The sequence below is a fragment of the Bradyrhizobium sp. YR681 genome (genome assembly GCF_000282615.1).
In the GTDB taxonomy this organism is placed as follows: domain Bacteria; phylum Pseudomonadota; class Alphaproteobacteria; order Rhizobiales; family Xanthobacteraceae; genus Bradyrhizobium.
On sequence record NZ_AKIY01000224.1, the window covers coordinates 19,396 to 37,760 of the forward strand.

Below are 18,365 nucleotides of genomic sequence, written 5' to 3' on the forward strand. Positions count from 1 at the left end.
TCAACTCTCTCCCCGCTTGCGGGGAGAGAGGCAAGGGCGTCGTTTCACTTCGCCTTCAGGAAATCCGCGACTTCGAGCAGCATGAACTCGTCGTCGTCGGCCTTGTTGGGATCGCGGCTGGACGAGAACGGCAGGTTGTTGTCGTTGCCGACGATGATGTGGGTGTCGTCGACGCGGTCGACGTTCTCGATGGTGAAGAACGGGAAGGTGTAGACGCCGTCATTGAGGGCTTTGCGCGCCTTCTTGTCGGGATCCCGGATCTTCATGAGGTCGATATAGCCGATCTTGCGCACGGGCTTGCCGACAATGGCGTCCGAGAGCTCGATCTTGTAGACGCGCTTGAACCTGGCAAGATCGGGAAAACAGTTCTCGCCGCGGGTGCCCTGCGGGCAGGCCTTGTCGGCGGTGCCTTCGCCATTGTCGCGTTCGATGATGAGGCCGGAGGCCTGATCGATCATGTTGAAGTCGCCGATGGCGTTGCCGTTCTGCTCGAACACATATTGCCAGTAGCGGCCGGTGAACTTTTCGGCGGCGACGTCGAATTCGAGGATGCGGGAGGCTTCCTTGCCGTCGACCTTCTCCCAGTCCTTCTTCTCGGCATCCCACAGCGGGCCTTCGAGCAGGCCGTAGAGGAACTTGCCGTCCCTGGACGCGGCAAAGCCCTCATAGCCCTTGGAGCGGCGCAGGTTCACGTTGGTGTAGGTCGCGCCCGGAGCACCCGGTGTCCCGACCGCCCAGTGGTCGGGCGAGCGCACCGGCTTGCCGTCGGCAACCGTCTCGAACACGCCGAGGATCTTTCCGGTCTTGTCGGCCTTCAGGATGTAGGGGCCGAACTCGTCGCCGATCCAGAAGGTGTCGCCGATGATCTGGAAACCCTCGGTGTCGAAATCGGAGCCGGTGAGGTAACGCTTCTGCGTGTCTTCGTGCACGATGCGGAACGGCACTTTTTTGTCAGGATCGTGCAGGAAGACCGTCTCCTGCCGCTCGATCTTGCCGTTGGCCCAATCCATCTTGTAGCGGTTCAGGTACAGCATCGAATCCGGCGAGTTGGCGCGTGCGCCCATGCCGTTGTCGGTGATCACCCAGTAGCTGCCGTCCGGCATGTGCTTGATGCCGGAATGGCCCTGGAGCGGCTGGCCCTTGAACGGCAGCGAGACGCCGGTCGCCCGCTCATAGGACTTGCCCATCACGGTGCCGAGCGCGTCGACGCGCTTGCCGGTGGTGTATTTGCCCGATGTCTTGAGGTCGGCGGGCGCATCCGCCGGCGCGTCGATGAAGGTGGCGGCCGGCATCACGACGTGGCCGGCGAGCTTGGCCGGGAATTCGCCTTCGCTCTGCGCGAGCGCGGTGCTCGCGGATAGAATGATCGTTGCGACGGTGCAAAGAAAAGTCGCGCGCATGTGCGTCTCCTGTGAGTGGACGCACGCCTTATGCGGACGGCACATTGCAGTTTTGTGAAACCGGGCGAAAGGCCGCAGTCGCCGGCTACTTTCTTGGCGGAGCCGGCGACGGCACCGGTATCTCGAAGCTGACGGTCTTGCTGTCGATCACGCGATGCGTGGGATCGGCCAACTCCATCAGGACCTTGTGCGGACCCGGGGGCAGTCCGACCACGATCACGGTCTCGCCGCTGGCATCGACGAAATGCCAGGGCGCATCGTCGACCGTGATATGGACGTGGCCGATGCGCGGCGACACGTCGAGCGCGCCCTTGCCGAACACCGGCACGACGCGGAGATTCTCCGTGGCGTACTGGATGAAGACAAGCCCGCGCGCCAGTTGTTCGACCAGCGGCGGATCGACGATCAGGCGGGCGGGTGCCTCATTCTCGATGGCCACCAGCGCAGACGGCCCGCGCACGTCGCGGGCGCTCTGGGCGATGGCCGCCGATGCAAATATCGTGGAGGCCGCCAGAACGGCCATGACGTCGAGGGCGGCGCTCATGATCGTTCCTTGGGGAGCCATCAGGCAATCTTGCGGGCGAGGAAGTCGCGGATCAGGGGCGTGACCTCGTCGAACCGGTCCTCGAGCAGGAAATGGCCTGAGTTGACCAGATGAAACTCCACCTGCGGCAGGTCGCGCTTGTAGGGATGGGCACCATCGGCGGGGAAGATGTAATCGTTCTTGCCCCAGACGATCAGCGTCGGCGGCTGGTGCTTGCGGAAATAGGCCTGCACCGCGGGATACAGCGGCAGATTGGTCCGGTAGTCGTAGAGCATGTCCAGCTGGATGTCGCCGTTGCCGGGACGGTCGAGCAGCGCCTGATCGTGAATCCAGTTGTCGGGTGAGATGCGGCTGACGTCGGACATGCCGTCGGTGTACTGGAATTTCGTGATCTCCAGCGTGACCAGCTTCTTCAGCGCCTGCCGGCTCGCATCCGCCCCGTCGGCCCAATATGTCTTGATCGGATCCCAGAACTCCTTGAGCCCTTCGTCATAGGCGTTGCCGTTCTGCACGATCAGGCCGGTGATGCGCTCGGGATGTTTGAGCGCCAGTCGCCAGCCGACCGGAGCGCCGTAATCCATGACGTACATCGCGTATCGTTTGACTCCGACCTGGTCGAGCAGACCGTCAATGAGTTCGCCGAAGCGGTCGAAGGTGTAATTGAACGACGCGCGCGGCGGCATGTCGCTCTGGCCGTAGCCGGGATAATCGGGAGCGATCACGTGGTAGCGGTCCGCGAGCGCCGGGATCAAATTGCGAAACATGTGCGAGGAGGTCGGAAAGCCGTGGAGCAACAGCAACACCGGCGCATCTTTCGGACCAGCTTCGCGGTAGAAGATCTTGATGCCGTCGACCGTTGCGGTTCGATGATAGGTGACCGGATAGGCGCTGGCGGTGTGCTCGTCGCGCTCCGGCTTCGCAGATGCTGCAGTCGAGGCAGCGGCGACAGCTGCTCCGGACAATCCCAGAACGAGACGGCGACGATCGAGGAGCGTTGGCTGGGCCACGATCTCTGTGGTTTTCATGTCGATTTCCTTGTCAAAACGGTTGAGTGGCCGACGACAGCGAGCTTTTTTCAAACGCCCTGGTAGACCAGTCTGGTGAAGAAGCCGGGATCGATCACGAACTGCCCCCATATCGCGTCGAACGCAGCGGTCGGCTTGGCCGCAACGGTTTCGTCCCGCGTTCGCCCCTGCTTCTTGAGCCGGGCAACGTTGTCGCGGATCCCGACCAGCATGTCGCGAAAGGCCTGGAACTCGGTCTTGTTGCCGACCGGCTTGCCATGCCCGGCGATGACGATCGTGTCCTTGTCCATGGCCGCGAGACTGGCGTCGCACGCAGCGATCATCCCGTCGATGCTGCCGCCGGTCGAATAGTCGATGAATGGATAGATGCCGTTCCAGAACATGTCGGCGACGTGAACGATGTTGGCGTCCGCGAAGGTGACGGCGATGTCGCTGTCGGTGTGCGCGGGCCCGTGGTACTTCAGGCCGATCGAGGTTCCGTTGAGCTTGAGCTCGTGGCTGCGGGCAAACACTTCACTGGGGATTCCGCCCGCGCCGAGCGGAAGGAAATTGTAATCCCAGTCCTCGACCCGCTGCATTTCGGCGAGGTGCTTTTTGGTGTTTTCCTGCGCGATGATCCTGGCGCCGGCTGAATGCAGCCATTCGTTGCCGTCGGCGTGATCGAAGTGCCAGTGGGTGTTGACGAGGTGGGTGACGGGATCGGGGCCCAGATCGGCCAGCGCCTTGGTGAGCTGCGGACGCGAGACGCGGATGCCCGCATCGATCAGCAGCTTGCCGTCAGGTCCGCTGAGAACGGCGATGCTGCCGCCGGAGCCTTCGAGCACGCTGATATTGCCGCGCAGCTTGTAAGTCGTGATGGGCGACGTCGCCGCGCTGTCCTTGATCAGGCTGACGATCCCGCGCGCCTCTGCGAATGCCTGCTTCGGGGTGAGCCATCCTGAACTGGCGGCGGACGCCGCTGCGCCGACGCAGCACAGGCAGAAACCGCGTCGCGATAACGAGGGAAGGTTTGGCGAACGCATGCAATTCCCGCTTTCTCGAGCGACAATCGACGGCGCCATGATCGACCCCGCTGTCAGGATGCAGCGTGAGGCCAATGCAACAAACGGTCTATCGCGATTGCACGATCATCGCGTGCAATCGTCGTCTACTCCTTCACCGCACCGGTCAGCGACGACACGTAGTAATCGACGAACAGCGAGTAGAACACCGCAACCGGCAGCGAGCCGAGCAGCGAGCCCGCCATCAGCGCGCCCCACTGGTAGACGTCGCCGGTGACGAGCTCGGTCAGGATCGCGACCGGCACGGTCTTGTTGGCGCCGCTCTGGATGAAGGCGAGCGCGTAGATGAATTCGTTCCAGGATAGCGTGAAGGAGAAGATGCCGGCCGAGATCAGGCCGGGCACCGCCAGCGGCAGCGTGATCCGGCGCAGGATTTGCAGCCGCGTCGCGCCGTCCACCAGCGCGCATTCCTCGAGCTCGTAGGGGATCGACTTGAAATAGCCGATCAGCAGCCAGGTGCAGAACGGCACCAGGAAGGTCGGGTAGACCAAAATGAGGGCCAGCGGCGAGTCGAACAGGCCGAACTGCACCACGACGGTGGCGAGCGGAATGAACAGGATCGACGGCGGCACGAGATAGGCGAGGTAAATGCCGAGGCCCACATAGGGACTGCCGCGAAAGCGCAAGCGCTCGATCGCATAGGCCGCCAGCGTGCTCGCGATCAGCGACAGCGTGGTCGAGCCGACCGCGACCAGCATCGTCGTCCACAGCCAGCGCGGATAGGCGGTGTTGAACAGGAGATGCTTGATGTGCGCCAGCGTCGGCGAAGTGATCCAGAACGGGTTGTGCTCCTTGTAGTTCATCAGCTCCGCGTTCGGCTTGAACGAGGTGATCGCCATCCAGTAGAACGGAAACAGCAGGATCAGCACGAAGCAGCCGAGCGGCAAATAGATCATCATCAGCCGCCGCAGCCCGGAATCCCAGGCCATGGTGTCGGGTGCCGCCTTTGCGTCGGCGACGGCGGCAGGTTGCGCCACGGTATCAGTCATTGCTCTCTCCCTGCTGCCATTTGCGGCGCGCCAGGCCGAAATAGGAAAACAGCGTCGCGAACACCAGGAACGGGATCATCGACACCGCGATCGCGGCCCCTTCGCCGAGCTCGCCGCCGGCGATGCCGCGCTGGAACGCCAGCGTCGCCAGCAGATGGGTCGAGTTGCCGGGGCCGCCGCGGGTGATGGCGTAGACCAGCTGGAAGTCGGTGAAGGTGAAGATGATGGAGAAGGTCATGACGATGGCGAGGATCGGCATCATCATCGGGAAGGTGATGTAGCGGAAGCGCTGCCAGGCGCTGGCGCCGTCGAGCATCGCGGCCTCGTAGAGCGAGGGCGAGATGGTCTGCAAGCCCGCCAGCAGCGAGATCGCGACGAAGGGAATGCCGCGCCAGATGTTGGCGGCGATCAGCGAGAAGCGCGCCGGCCAGGGCGAGCCCAGAAAATCGATGTTGCTCGTCCGCCAGTGCAGCACGTCGACCAGCAGATAGGAGATGATCGAGAATTGCGGGTCGTAGATCCACCAGAAAGCCAGCGCGGAAAGCACCGTCGGCACGATCCAGGGCAACAGGATGATCGCCCGCAGCAGGCTCTTGAACGGAAAATGGTTGTTGAGCAGCAGTGCCAGCCAGAAGCCGAGCGCGAACTTTCCAAAGGTCGCTATGCCTGTGTAGACCACGCTGTAGAACACCGCGTTCCACCACAAGGGATCGGTGAGCAGATACTGGAAATTCTCGAAGCCGACGAAGACGCCCTTGCGGCCGATCGTCGTATCGGTGAAGGCGAGCCAGATGCCGAGGCCGAGCGGATAGGTCAGGAACACCGCAAGCAGCCCGATCGCGGGCGCAAGGCACATCACGATCAGGAACGGCTTGTAGTCGAACAGGCGGACCAGCCAGGACGGCTGCCGGTGGGCCAGGGCGAGAGGGGGAAGTGTGGTCACGGACATCGTGTCGTTGTCCTGTTCTAGACTTTCACCGTGTCGTCATGGCGAGGAGCGAAGCAATCCAGGTTGTCGCCGCGGGGACGGGACTGGATTGCTTCGCTTCGCTCGCAATGACGGTCTCTACTTCTGCCGCCGGAAGTACCGCTTGCAGCGCTGCTCGGCTTCCGCGGCCGCGGCTTCCGGCGTGGCGGCGCCGGTGGCGACGGATGCGAACATCTGGATCAGCACGTAGTCGGCGCTGACGGCGCCGGTCGCCGTCGAGATCGGGCCCGCATAGCCGTCATAATAGGTGCTGTTCATGGTGTTCTTGAACAGCTGCACCTTGGGATCCTGCGACCACACGGCGGCCTCGGCGTAGGCCGCGAGCGGCTGGGACCAGTAGCCGGAATTGGCGTTGAGCCACGGCTCGTACTGGTCCTTTTCCAGCATGTATTGCAGGAACGCCTTTGCGGCGTTGGGGTACTGGCTGTGCTTGAACACCATGGCGTTGAGCGTCAGGCCCGCCATCGGCGAGACCTTGGCGACGCCCTTCGGCAGCAATTGATGCTCGCTGTCCTCGGCGATCGCCTTGGTCGCCGGATCGTTCTTCAGCGAGAAATACAGCGACACGCCGTTGGCGGTCAGTGCGATTTCCTGCGCGGCGTAGGCGCGGTTGTTGCTGACGTCGTTCCACGACGTCGTGCCGGCGATGAAGGTCGGATAGAGCTGCTTGACCCAGTTCAGCGCGGCGATCGTCTCCTTGCTGTTGATGACGACGTCGCCCTCTTCGTTGAGCAGGGCCGCGTTGTGCGACCACAGCGCCCAGCTCGCGAAGCCGTTGCCGTCGCCCTTGGCGTTGCCGAGCGCGAAGCCGGCGGGCTTGCCGGCCTTCTGGAGCTTCTGGCAGAGGTCGAGAATACCGGCATGGTCTTCCGGCACCTTGTCGAAGCCGACCGATTGCAGGATCGATTTGCGGTAGATCAGGGGACCGGCGGTGGCGCCGAACGGCAGCCCGATCCAGGCGTCGCTCTTGTTCTTCTTGCCGTAGCGCTGCGCCAGCGGCAGCCAGCCGCCGTAGCGCTTGCCGACATAGTCGGCGACGTCGGTCAGCTCGATCAGCTTGTCGATATAGATGTGCGGCGCATCGGAGAAGCCGATGATGATGTCGGGACCGGCGCCGGAATTGGCGGTCACCGCGGTCTGCTGGTTGATGTCCTCCCAGCCGACGAAGTCGACCTTGACCTCGACGCCGGTATCCTTGGTGAACTTGGCCGCATTGGCGCGGAACACGTCCTCGTCGGCCTGGACGAACCGCACCGGGCGCAGCATGCGCAGGGACGCGCCCTTTTCGATCGGTAGTTTCGGAGCCGGGACGTCCGCGGCCTTGATCGCGGATTGTGCGTGCGCTGCAACACCGGTGGCAGCGAGCGATGCAACGGACAGGCCCAGCGCCAAGGCATCACGACGTGTAAGGTCGTTCCTCATCAGTTCCTCCCTATGATGTCTCCCTTCCCGGCGTTGATCGCCGGTGAAGGGCCGTTCCGGTCGTTTGCCGGTCTTTCGGCGCGCTTTGCGCCGGCCGCCTTAGCTGTTCGGTCCGCGATCCATGCTGACGGGCTGCCAGCGGCGGAGCGCGGTGTCTTGCAGCACCGACGGATTGACGCAGCTTACCGGCCACATGCCCTGAAGCACCAGTGACAATTCGTAGCCCACGCGGCGCTTGCGCGCCTCGTCGAACCGTGCCGAGGCCGAGGCGACATGGGCGGTCAGGGTCACGTTCTCCATGCTGAGGATGGGGTTGTTGTGCGAAGGGGGCTCCTTCTCCAGCACGTCGAGGGCGGCGTGCGCGATCCAGCCCTCCTGCAGCGCCTTGATCAGGCTCTCCTCGTCCACCGTGGCGCCGCGGCCGGTGTTGATGAAGACCGAGCCCTTCTTCATCTGCCGGAAGTGCTTCTCGGTCAGCATGTGATGCACTTCGGGCCGGGCAGGCGCGTGCATCGAGACGAAGTCGGATTGCGACAGCACTTCGTTCAGCGTCGCCGGGATGACGCCGTGGTCGTACATCAGCGTTTCCTGGATGAAGGGATCATAGGCCATCATGCGCAGGCCGAACGGTGCTGCGCGCTTCGCAACGGCGCGCGCGACGCGGCCGAACGAGATGAAGCCGAGCGTCTGGCCCATCAGCCTCGGGATCTTGAGCAGCGCGGGCCGCCCCTCTGCCCAGCGGCCGTCGCGCACCATCCTGTCCTGCTCGACCAGACGGCGGAAGCCCGCGAGCAGCAGCATCATGGCGTGGTCGGCGACTTCCTCGATGAAGGTGTCGGGGATGTTGGTGACGGGAATACCGCGGGCGGTCGCGGCCTTGACGTCGACGCTGTCGACGCCGACCGAGCCCAGCGTGATGACCTTGCAGCTCTCGAGCGCGTCGATGATGGTCTTGGTGATCGGAATGCCCTTGGCGTAGATGGCATCGGCGTTTTTCGCGGCGGCGATGAACTCGGCCTCGTTGGCCGGCGCCTCGATGATCTCCGCATCGATCGGATCGAGCGCCTCGCGCTCGTAGGAATAATCGCTCCCTGCGACCGTGAAGCTCGCGCCCTTCGGCGTCACCACCCTGTATTTCGGCATTTCCTGCTCCCGATTTGGTTTGTCGGTTCTTGTTGGGGGCCTGCACCTTCGGACAGGCCTTTGCGTCTTTTACGCGAAATCGGGGCGACCGCGTACAATTGCCGGTTGTCCAGCCCAATGATTATTTGCAGATTTCCCGATTTCGCCCGGGGTTCTACGGGGGCCTGTAAGTAACTTGCTAAGGGGTCACACACTAAAAGTTGATTCAAATCAAAAAGGCCTGCGCCTGAGTCCGTGCCACCCGAGGAGCCCACCGTGACGTTGAGCAATCTGAAGATCGCGCCCAAACTTGGCATCCTTGTCGGCGTTACGCTGTTCGGCCTCTGCATCTCCGGAGTTCTCGCCGGCTACCTGATGAAGCGCGAGATGGTGAATGCGCGCATCGACCAGACCAAGGCGATCGTCGACCTCGGCCGCAACTATGCGGCCGCGCTGAAGAAGCGCGTCGATGCCGGCGAGCTGACGAAGGACGCGGCAATGGCCGATCTTCGCCGCTACGGCAATTCGATGACCTACGATAACGGTTCGGGCTACCTGTTCGGCACGTCTTATGATGGCATCACCCAGCTCGCGCCCGATCCGAAGCAGATCGGCGCCAACCGCATGGATGTCGTGACCAACGGCCGCAAGCTGTCCGTCGAGCTGATGGACGGCGTCAAGGCGAACGGCTCGATCCTGCTCTATTATGATTACGTGAAGCCCGGCCAGGAGACCCCAATCAGCAAGATCGGTTACGCCGTCGCGGTGCCCGGTTTCGACATGTATCTCGGCACCGGCGCCTATCTCAGCGACATCGACGCCAAGATGGGTCCGGTCTACTGGCTGCTCGGCCTTGCCATGCTCGGCATCGTCATCGTCGCCGGAAGCGTCGCCTGGATGATCGGCCGCAGCATCAGCCGTCCGCTGGCGCTGCTCGGCACCCGCATGAAGGAGCTCGCCGACGGCAAGCTCGAGGGTGACATCCCCGGCGTCGGCCGTGGCGACGAGGTCGGCGCGATGGCTTCGACCGTCCAGATCTTCAAGGACAACGCGGTCCGCATCCGCAACCTCGAGCAGACCGAGGCCGAGGCCAAGGAGCGCGCCGCGGCGGAACGTCGCAGCGCGATGGAAGGCATCGCCAGCGATTTCGAACGCAGCGTCAACGGCATCGTCCGCTCGGTCTCCGCGGCCGCGGCCGGCATGCAGAGCACGGCGCAGTCGATGACCGCGACCGCGAGCGACGCCTCGTCGCGGGCGGCGACCGTCGGCGCGGCCTCGCAGAAGGCCTCTGGCAATGTCGGCACGGTTGCTGCCGCGGCCGAGGAGCTGTCCAGCTCGGTTGCGGAAATCTCCCGCCAGGTGACGCGCTCGACCGAAGTTGCCAGCCGCGCCGTCAGCGATGCCGAGCGCACCAACGCCACGGTGCAGGAACTCTCCACCGGCGCCGAGAAGATCGGCGAGGTGGTCAAGCTCATTCATTCGATCGCGGCGCAGACCAATTTGCTGGCGCTCAACGCCACCATCGAGGCGGCGCGCGCCGGTGAATCCGGCCGCGGCTTCGCCGTCGTCGCCTCCGAGGTCAAGGCGCTGGCCAACCAGACCGCCAAGGCCACCGAGGAAATCTCGGCCCAGGTCGCGGCAATGCAGACCTCGACCAGCGATGCGGTCGCTGCGATCGGCGGCATCACCCAGACGATTGCCGAGATGAGCGAGATCACCGCGGGCATTTCCGCCTCGATCGAGCAGCAGGGCGAGGCGACCCGCGAGATCGCCCGCAACATCCAGTCGGTCGCCGCCGGATCGAACGAGATCAACGCCAATATCGGCAGCGTCACCTCGGCCGCGGCAGCGACCGGCACGGCGGCAACCGACGTGCTCACCAACGCCCGCGAGCTGGACAGCCAGTCCGGCGCGCTCCGCAGTGCGGTCGACGGCTTCCTCGCCAAGGTGCGTGCGGCGTAAGGCTTCGCGCTGAATTCGTAGGGTGGGCAAAGACGCGAAAGCGTCGTGCCCACCTTTTCTTTTTTAAGCTCTATCGGCCGTCATGCCCCGCGCAGGCGGGGCATCCCGTACGCCGCGGCTTCTCGGTTCAAGCCTCACTGTCTCTGGAATACTGGATCGTCCGCCTTCGCGGACGATGACAGCTCACTGCTTCTCGATCCCGGCGTCCTTGATCAGCTTTTCCCACAGCACGAGCTGCTCGTTCACGAACGTGCCGAGCTGCTCCGGCGTGCCGGAAAACGCATCCATTCCGAGGGTGGCGAGCTGCGCCTTGATCTCCGGCTTCTCGACGATCTTCCTGATCTCGGCGTTCAGCCGCGTCACGATCTCCTTGGGCATGCCGGCCGGACCGAAATAGCCCTGCCATGAGGAGATGTCGAAATCGGGCACGCCGGCCTCCTGCATCGAGGGCAGGTTCGGCACCAGCGGCGAGCGGTCCTTGGTGGTGACGGCGAGCGCCCGCAGCGCGTTGCCCTGGACATGGGGCAGGCCGGTCAGGATGTCCACGAACATCATCGAGACGCGGCCGCCCATGACGTCGTTGAGCGCCGGCGGCGAGCTCTTGTAGGGCACGTGCAACAGGTCGAGCCCGGCATAGTGCGCGAAGGTCGCCCCCGACACGATCGCCGAGGACGAGCCCGAGGCGTAGCTCAGCTTGCCCGGATTGGCCTTGCCGTAGGCGACCAGCTCGCCGACGGTCTTGGCCGGCACGTCGGGGTGAATCACCAGCATGAAGGGCAGATCGCCGGTGCGCGCGATCGGGGTGAAGTCCTTGACCGGATCGTAGGTGAGGCTCTTGAGCAGATAGGGATTGGCCGAATGCGTCGTGTTGGTCGTCACCAGCAGCGTGTAGCCGTCGGGGGCGGCCTTCGCGACATAGCTCGCGGCGATCATGCCGTTGGCGCCGGCCTTGTTCTCGATCACGATGCCGACGCCGAGCGCCTGCGACAGATGCTGCGAGATCAGCCGCGTCGTGGTGTCGGTGCCGCTGCCGGCCGCAAACGGCAGCACCAGCGTGATGTTGCGGCTCGGCCAGGTGTCGGCCTGCGCGGCGGATGCGGCGGCGAGACACAGCCCGGCCGCACCGGCGGTGCGCAGGGCTCGGATGATGGATGAAAGCATGTTTGACGTTCCCTCTTTTTATTGGCGGGGAACCTAGCCTCTCTTCGCTGGAATCGGAAGGTGTGAGTTTGTCTCGTGCCCCGGGCGCAGCGCTCCCGGCGATGCGAAGCATCGTCCGGTGTGCTGCGCTGCGCCCGGGACACGAGACCTGCGTCCGCGCCGCGGAATTACTTCACCGCAGAACCCTGGCGCGAGGCGATCACGACGCCGGCGAGCACCAGCGCGTAGCCGATCAGATGGAATGGCTGGAGCTTTTCGCCAAGCAGGACGATCGCCATCGCTGAGCCGAACACCGGCACCAGATGGAAGAACGGCGCGGCCCGGTTCGGGCCGATCAGCGCCACGCCGCGGTTGAAGAAGAGATAGGCGAGCGTCGAGGGGAAGATCAGGATGTAGGCCAGCGTCGCCAGCGTCACCGTGTCGAATTGCAGCACGCGGCCGCTCCAGGCCTCCCAGATTGCGGTGGGCAGCAGCATGATCGCGCCACAGCAGGTGGTGAAGGACAGGAAGGAGAGCTGATGAACCTTCGGCCGGCGCGGGATGTAGGCGGAGTAGATGCCGAACGCCAGCAGCGAGGAGGCGAACATGAGGTCGCCCTTGTTGAAGCTGATGCTCGCCAGCGCCGCAAGATCGCCGCGCAGGATGATGATCAGCACGCCGGCCAGCGAGATCGCGATGCCGGCGAGCTGTCCCTGCGTCAGCCGCACCCCGAACAGCACCAGCGACCACAGCGCCACGAACAGCGGGCCGGCCGACTGGATCAGCAGCGCGTTCAGCGCCTCGGTGTATTGCAGCGCCCAGTAGGAGACCGCGTTGTTGAAGGCGAAGCCGATCAGCGACAGGAACAGCATCAAGGGCAGGCTTTGGCGCAAGGCCGGCCAGTCCCGCTTGAGATGCGGCCAGGAGAACGGCAGCAGGATCAGGAACACGCCGAACCAGCGGATCGTGGTCACCGTCAACGGCGGCACATGCGCGCCGACATGGCGCGCGAGCACGATGTTGGCGGCCCAGAACAGCGAGCTCAGGCTGAGCAGCAGATAAGGCTGGTTGTTGAGCCAACTGGCCGGACTCGAGGGCCGTGGCGCGGGCGAAGCGATCGTCATTGGCGTCAGATACGACCTTGCGCCGGATTGCCCTCGTGACACAAGTCACGCCGCCGCAATGCTACAATGCAGCCAGGACCCAGGGAGGCGCCATTGGCGGTTAATATGTTGAACATCGCGGGCCTGGAAGGGCTCGACCAGCAGGCGCCGGTGGTGATGCTGAACCTGATGCGCTTCCACGCCCGCTCGCGCGACGGCGACGGCTCGGGCTGGGACGCGTATCTGCGCTACAGCGCGATCACCGTGCCGATGATCAAGGCCCGCGGCGGCACGCTGCTCTGGACCGGCGAGGCCAGGGCGATCGCCCTCGGCCCGCACGCAGGCAACGATTGGGATTTCGTCGCGCTGGTGTTCTATCCGACCGTCGCGGCTTTTTTGGACATGATGACGTCAGAGTCCTACGAGCGCGAAGCCGACCCGCATCGCGTCAACGGCTGCGCCGAGCACGTGATCATTGCGACGAGCGAGGCGTACAGCAAGTTCAAGGCGAAGTGATTGCGCTCTCTTACCCTCTTGCCTTGTGGGAGAGGGGTGGCTCGCCGCGATAACGGCGAGACGGGTGAGGGGTCTCTCTCCGCGAGTCCAACTCTCACTTGTATTCGTGGATCAAACCCCTCATCCGGCGCTTTGCGCCACCTTCTCCCGCAACGGGAGAAGGAAGAAATCACGCCGCCTGCTTCCTTGACGCCGCGAACACGCCCGACAGCACCAGCGCGAAGCCGATGAAGTGGAACGCCTGCGGGTGCTCGCCCAGGAACGCCATCGCCATGATCGAGCCGAACACCGGCACGACGTGGAAGAACGGCGCGGTGCGGTTGGCGCCGATCAGGCGCACGCCGCGATTGAAGCAGAGATAGGCGAGCGTCGAGGGGAACACCGCGACATAGAACAAGGTGAGCAGGTTCGGCGCGTCGAGCTTCATCACGGGCCGCGCGTACAGTTCCCAGATCTCCAGCGGGATGAGACAGGCCGCTCCCGCGCCGAAGGTGAAGGCGAGGAACGACAGGCCGTGCATTGCCGGCCGCTTCAGGCTCAGCACCGAATAGAGCGCGAACAGGATCAGCGCGACCATGAAGATCAGGTCGCCCTTGTTGAAGTCGATGTTCGACAGCGTGGTGAGGTCGCCGTGCAGCAGGATGATCAGCACGCCGCACATCGACAGCAACACGCCGAAGGCCTGTGCCGCGGTGAGGCGGATGCCGAGGATGGCCAGCGACCACAGCGCCACGATCAGCGGCGCAGCAGACTGCAACAGAAGAGTGTTGAGCGCCTGGGTATGCTCCAGCGCCCAATATTGCAGCGTGTTGAAGCCGCCGATGCCGATGACCGAGAGCGTGATCATCAGGCCGAGCTTGCTGCGGATCGCGGGCCAGTCCTGCACCAGATGTTTCCAGGCGAACGGCAGGACCAGCAGGAACGCGAACAGCCAGCGCAGGAACGACAGCGTCACCGGCGGGATGTGGCCGGCGGCAAGGCGGCCGACGATGGCGTTGCCGGCCCAGCACAGCGCGGTGATGCTGAGCAGCAGATAAGGCTGGTTGGCGATCCAGTTGTGGCCGGATGTCTCCGTGCTCGTGGTCTGGCCGGTGGCGGACATTTTGATTGTTATGGCCCCGCGTCATACGCCGAGACCCCGGCCCGGCGATATCCGGGCCGGCTCATAGCCCGGCCCGTTCAAAGACACGGAAATGTGCCCGATATCAATGGGGCGAGGCGCATCGCCTCCATGCGCGGGCGGCGGCCGGAACCTCGCTCAACCCTTCAGCCCGGCCCGGATCGCAAACGGCTTCAGCAGTTCGGCACAGGCGAGATAGACGACGACCAGAAGCGCGATGCCGGCCATCATGATCGGGGGCGGCGTAACAAAGCCGAACCATGTGCCGACCGGCGTGAACGGCAGCACCATCGCGACCAGCAAGGCAACCAGCGAGGAGGCGGACAGCACCGGATCGGGCCAGTTGCGCCACGGCCGGCCATTGGTGCGAATGATGAAGATCACGAAGATCTGCGTTGCCATGGATTCGACGAACCAGGCGGTGCGGAATTCGTCCGGAGAGGCCTGGAACAGATAGAGCAGCGCGCCGAAGGTCAGGAAGTCGAACACCGAGGACAGTGGCCCCATGATGGCGGCGAAACGCACCAGCCGCGTCATGCTCCACACCTGCGGCTGCGCGGTCGCCTGGCGCGAGACCTGGTCGAAGGGAATGCCGAGCTCGGAGAGATCGTAGAGCAGGTTGTTGAGCAGGATCTGCGTTGGCAGCATCGGCAGGAATGGCAGCGCCATCGAGGCGACCGCCATCGACAGCATGTTGCCGAAATTCGAGCTCGCGCCCATGCGGACGTATTTCATGATGTTGGCGAAGGTGCGCCGGCCCTCTTCGACGCCGTCGGCGACGACTTCGAGATCGGAGGCGAGCAGGATGATGTCGGCGGCGGCTTGCGCGACGCCGCTCGCGCCTTCGACCGACAGGCCGATATCGGCGGCCTTCAGCGCCGGCGCGTCGTTGATGCCGTCGCCGAGGAAGCCGATCACCGCGCCGCTTGCCTGCAGCGCCTTCACGATGCGCGACTTCTGATCGGGTGCCAGCCGGCCGTAGGCGTCGGTCGATTGCACCTGCACGGCCAGCGCATCGTCGCTGAGCGCGGCGATGTCGGCTCCCGACAGCACGCGGTCGGCGTTCAGCCCGACCAGGCCGGCGAGCCGCTTCACCACCACGGGATCGTCGCCCGACAGGATCTTCAGCGTGATGCCGCTTGCGGCGAGCCGTGCGATCGCGGCCGCGGCCGTCGGCTTCGGCGGGTCGGCAAAGGCGCAAAAGCCTTCGAAGACGAGCCCGGTTTCGTCGGCGGTCTCGACCTCGCGCGTTGCGCCGGTCCACGGGCGCGACGCGACGGCGACGCTGCGCAGCCCCTCCGTCGCGAGCTCATGCACCCGGGCGATCGCGCGGGTCCGGGCGCCGTCATCCATCACGCACAGCTCGAGCACCGCCTCCGGCGCGCCCTTGACTATCAGCAGCGCGCCTTCGGGACCGGTCGCGAGCACCGATCCCAGCCGGCGCGAGAAGTCGAACGCCTGCCGGCCGGCCAGCGTCCAGCCCTGCGCGGCATCCGGCCGGCCGGCAACCAGCGCCGCATCGAGCGAGCCGCGATCGCCGCCGAGCGAGGCCGCGATGGCGCCGAGCTGCGCGGCGCGGGCGTCGTCCTTGCCCTCGGCGTCGAGACTTTTGGCCAGCGTGATCTCGGCCGAGGTCAGCGTGCCCGTCTTGTCCGTGCACAGCACCGTCATGGCGCCGAGATCGTGGATCGCGGCGAGGCGCTTGACGATCACCTTGCGGCCGGCCATGCGCAGCGCGCCGCGCGACAGCGTCACCGTGGTGATCATCGGCAGCAGCTCCGGCGTCAGCCCGACCGCGAGCGCGACCGCGAACAGCAGCGAATCCAGCACGGGCCGGCCGAACACGACGCGGACGGTGAGCACGACCAGCACCAGTGCCAGCGTGGCGCGCGCGATCACGAGGCCGAATTCGCGCAGATCGCGCTCGAACGGGGAGGGCGCCTGCGTCTCGGCAAGCGCGGAGGCCGCCGCGCCGAACACGGTGTCGCGGCCGGTCCTGATCACCAGCGCGATCGCCTCGCCGGTCTGCGCCACGGCGCCGCGGAACAGCGCATTCGACGTGTCGTCGGCATCGGTGGCGGCACCGGCGCGCTTCTGCACCGGATAGGGCTCGCCCGTGAGCGCCGCTTCGCCCGCGGTGAAGGCGGTGCTCTCCAGCACCAGCGCGTCCGCAGGGATGATGTCGCCGGCGCGGACGCGCAGGAGATCGCCGGGAACGACGTGGTCGACGTCGATCTCGCGGAAGGCGCCGTCGCGCTTGACCTCGGCCTTGAGCGCCACCGAGCGGCGGAGGATCTCCGCGGCGCGGACCGCATGGCCTTCCTGGATGGTGTCGAGCCCGATCGAGCCCGCGAGAATCAGCACGATGATGAGCCCGCCGATCTCGTCGCCGGTCAGCATCGAGACGATGCCGGCGACCAGCAGGATCAGCGACAGCGGCTCCAGCAGCCGGCGCAGGATCGCGCGCATCGCCCCCTCGATCCGCGGCGACGCATCGCTGTTCGGCCCGAAGCGGTCGAGGCGCTCGGCGGCTTCGGCCGCACTCAGGCCCTGCACGGAGCAGCCGAGCTCGGTGCAGAGCGCATCCGCCGGCAGGCGCCAGAATTGGCTCGCTTGGCTGCTCGGCGGCTTGGTCACGGCATGTCCGAAAATGGAGGCCCAAACTGGAGGCCCAAAATGGAGTCTCTGGGCCCCGGCAAGGGTAAGCTGCGGAGGTGACGGCGATCCCTCGACGATCCCTCCACTCTCTCTTGGCGCAATCACGGGCCGGGACGGTTGATGCGTGTCAATCCGGCTGCCGCCAGGCCGCCAATGTTTCAGGATTTTAAGGGGATATCAAAGGCTTGGGCCGGCCTCCGGACCTCGAAAAAGCCCCCTTCATGCTTGCCTAGAGAGGCCGCTTCCTTTATCCGGTTGGCTGCCTTGCGTGCGAGCGGCCTCGGCTGCGGATTGGGCTGGGCGCAGGCATGATCCCGGAAAAGTGGACACCGGTTTTCCGCGAGGATCATGCCTCCTAGAGACAGATTGAATAGGGATTACCCGCGAATGGCCAATGTTGTCGTCGTCGGCGCCCAATGGGGCGACGAAGGGAAGGGCAAGATCGTCGACTGGTTGTCGGAGCAGGCGGACATCGTCGTTCGCTTCCAGGGCGGCCATAACGCCGGCCACACGCTGGTGATCAACGGCAAGACCTACAAGCTGGCGCTGCTGCCCTCCGGCGTGCTGCGCGAGCAGAAGCTGTCGGTGATCGGCAACGGCGTGGTGTTCGATCCGGCCGCCTTCCTCGACGAGGTCACCAAGTTGCGCTCGCAGGGCGTTGCAGTCTCTCCGGACAATCTGCGCGTCGCCGAGAACGTCACCCTGATCCTGCCGCTGCATCGTGAGCTCGACGCCTTGCGCGAATCCTCCAATGCGGCGACCGCGATCGGCACCACCCGCCGCGGCATCGGGCCTGCCTATGAGGACAAGGTCGGCCGCCGCGCCATCCGCCTGATGGACCTCGCCGACCTCGACACGCTGCCGCACAAGATCGACCGGCTGCTGGCTCACCACAATGCCCTGCGCCGCGGCCTCAACCTGCCGGAGTTCGACGGCAAGGAGATCTTGAAGGAGCTGAGCGCGCTGGCGCCGCAGCTGCTGCCTTATGCCGAGACCGTGTGGCGGCTGCTCGACATCGAGCGGCGTGCCGGCAAGCGCATGCTGTTCGAGGGCGCGCAGGGCGCGCTGCTCGACGTCGACCACGGCACCTATCCCTATGTGACCTCGTCCAACACGGTGGCGGCGCAGGCCGCGACCGGCTCGGGCCTTGGCCCCGGCGCAGTCGGCTATGTGCTCGGCCTCTGCAAGGCCTATACGACCCGTGTCGGCCAGGGCCCGTTCCCGACCGAGCAGGACAACGAGACCGGCCGCAAGATCGGCGAGCGCGGCCGCGAGTTCGGCACCAATACCGGCCGGCCCCGCCGCTGCGGCTGGG

The 18,365-nt window shown here is 65.1% G+C and carries 15 protein-coding genes; 3 read left to right on the forward strand and 12 right to left on the reverse strand.

Annotation, left to right across the window (positions count from 1 at the left end; all coding sequences use genetic code 11):
* Nucleotides 1–44: 44 nt before the first annotated feature.
* The 8 genes from PMI42_RS23780 to PMI42_RS23815 form a co-directional block, all read right to left on the reverse strand.
* Nucleotides 45–1,400 carry an esterase-like activity of phytase family protein gene (locus PMI42_RS23780; RefSeq protein ID WP_008138798.1) on the reverse strand — a complete coding sequence of 452 codons (1,356 nt, stop codon included), beginning with the start codon at nucleotides 1,398–1,400 and terminating at the stop codon, nucleotides 45–47.
* 85 nt (nucleotides 1,401–1,485) lie between these two features.
* Entirely contained in the window at nucleotides 1,486–1,944 is a 459-nt protein-coding gene (locus PMI42_RS23785; protein ID WP_008138799.1) for a DUF6130 family protein, read from the reverse strand.
* Nucleotides 1,945–1,964: 20 nt separating this feature from the next.
* Nucleotides 1,965–2,969 carry an alpha/beta fold hydrolase gene (locus PMI42_RS23790; protein ID WP_008138800.1) on the reverse strand — a complete coding sequence of 335 codons (1,005 nt, stop codon included), beginning with the start codon at nucleotides 2,967–2,969 and terminating at the stop codon, nucleotides 1,965–1,967.
* Between the two features lie 50 nt (nucleotides 2,970–3,019).
* Nucleotides 3,020–3,991: an MBL fold metallo-hydrolase gene (locus PMI42_RS23795; RefSeq protein ID WP_008138802.1), complete on the reverse strand. Its 972-nt coding sequence runs from the start codon at nucleotides 3,989–3,991 to the stop codon at nucleotides 3,020–3,022.
* A gap of 125 nt (nucleotides 3,992–4,116) precedes the next feature.
* Nucleotides 4,117–5,019 (reverse strand): carbohydrate ABC transporter permease, encoded by a 903-nt coding sequence (locus PMI42_RS23800; protein WP_008138803.1) that lies wholly within the window; start codon nucleotides 5,017–5,019, stop codon nucleotides 4,117–4,119.
* The gene (locus PMI42_RS23805; protein ID WP_008138804.1) at nucleotides 5,012–5,968 is read right to left on the reverse strand and encodes a carbohydrate ABC transporter permease; all 957 of its coding nucleotides are present in this window, start codon (nucleotides 5,966–5,968) and stop codon (nucleotides 5,012–5,014) included. The genes PMI42_RS23800 and PMI42_RS23805 overlap by 8 nt, the downstream gene beginning before the upstream one ends.
* A gap of 117 nt (nucleotides 5,969–6,085) precedes the next feature.
* Nucleotides 6,086–7,429 (reverse strand): ABC transporter substrate-binding protein, encoded by a 1,344-nt coding sequence (locus PMI42_RS23810; protein ID WP_008138805.1) that lies wholly within the window; start codon nucleotides 7,427–7,429, stop codon nucleotides 6,086–6,088.
* A gap of 99 nt (nucleotides 7,430–7,528) precedes the next feature.
* Entirely contained in the window at nucleotides 7,529–8,572 is a 1,044-nt protein-coding gene (locus PMI42_RS23815) for a C-terminal binding protein (RefSeq protein ID WP_008138806.1), read from the reverse strand.
* A gap of 255 nt (nucleotides 8,573–8,827) precedes the next feature.
* Between PMI42_RS23815 and PMI42_RS23820 the strand changes: the two genes are divergently transcribed.
* Nucleotides 8,828–10,513: a methyl-accepting chemotaxis protein gene (locus tag PMI42_RS23820; protein ID WP_008138807.1), complete on the forward strand. Its 1,686-nt coding sequence runs from the start codon at nucleotides 8,828–8,830 to the stop codon at nucleotides 10,511–10,513.
* 183 nt (nucleotides 10,514–10,696) lie between these two features.
* Here PMI42_RS23820 and PMI42_RS23825 read toward each other — a convergent pair whose 3' ends face one another.
* The gene (locus PMI42_RS23825; RefSeq protein WP_008138808.1) at nucleotides 10,697–11,674 is read right to left on the reverse strand and encodes a Bug family tripartite tricarboxylate transporter substrate binding protein; all 978 of its coding nucleotides are present in this window, start codon (nucleotides 11,672–11,674) and stop codon (nucleotides 10,697–10,699) included.
* Nucleotides 11,675–11,841: 167 nt separating this feature from the next.
* Nucleotides 11,842–12,777, reverse strand: coding sequence for a DMT family transporter (locus tag PMI42_RS23830; RefSeq protein ID WP_008138809.1), 936 nt, complete (start codon nucleotides 12,775–12,777; stop codon nucleotides 11,842–11,844).
* 105 nt (nucleotides 12,778–12,882) lie between these two features.
* On the opposite strand from PMI42_RS23830, the gene PMI42_RS23835 reads away from it, so the two are divergent.
* Nucleotides 12,883–13,272, forward strand: coding sequence for a hypothetical protein (locus PMI42_RS23835; RefSeq protein WP_008138810.1), 390 nt, complete (start codon nucleotides 12,883–12,885; stop codon nucleotides 13,270–13,272).
* Between the two features lie 169 nt (nucleotides 13,273–13,441).
* Here the strand turns inward: PMI42_RS23835 and PMI42_RS23840 are convergent, their stop codons facing one another.
* Complete coding sequence (locus tag PMI42_RS23840) at nucleotides 13,442–14,374, reverse strand: DMT family transporter (RefSeq protein ID WP_008138811.1); 933 nt, start codon at nucleotides 14,372–14,374, stop codon at nucleotides 13,442–13,444.
* A gap of 156 nt (nucleotides 14,375–14,530) precedes the next feature.
* Nucleotides 14,531–17,029, reverse strand: a complete 2,499-nt coding sequence (gene mgtA / locus PMI42_RS23845; protein WP_008138812.1) for a magnesium-translocating P-type ATPase — start codon at nucleotides 17,027–17,029, stop codon at nucleotides 14,531–14,533.
* A 408-nt stretch (nucleotides 17,030–17,437) separates the two neighbouring features.
* Here mgtA and PMI42_RS23850 point away from each other — a divergent pair.
* On the forward strand, nucleotides 17,438–18,365 hold a 928-nt coding region (locus PMI42_RS23850), incomplete at its 3' end, for an adenylosuccinate synthase (RefSeq protein ID WP_008138815.1).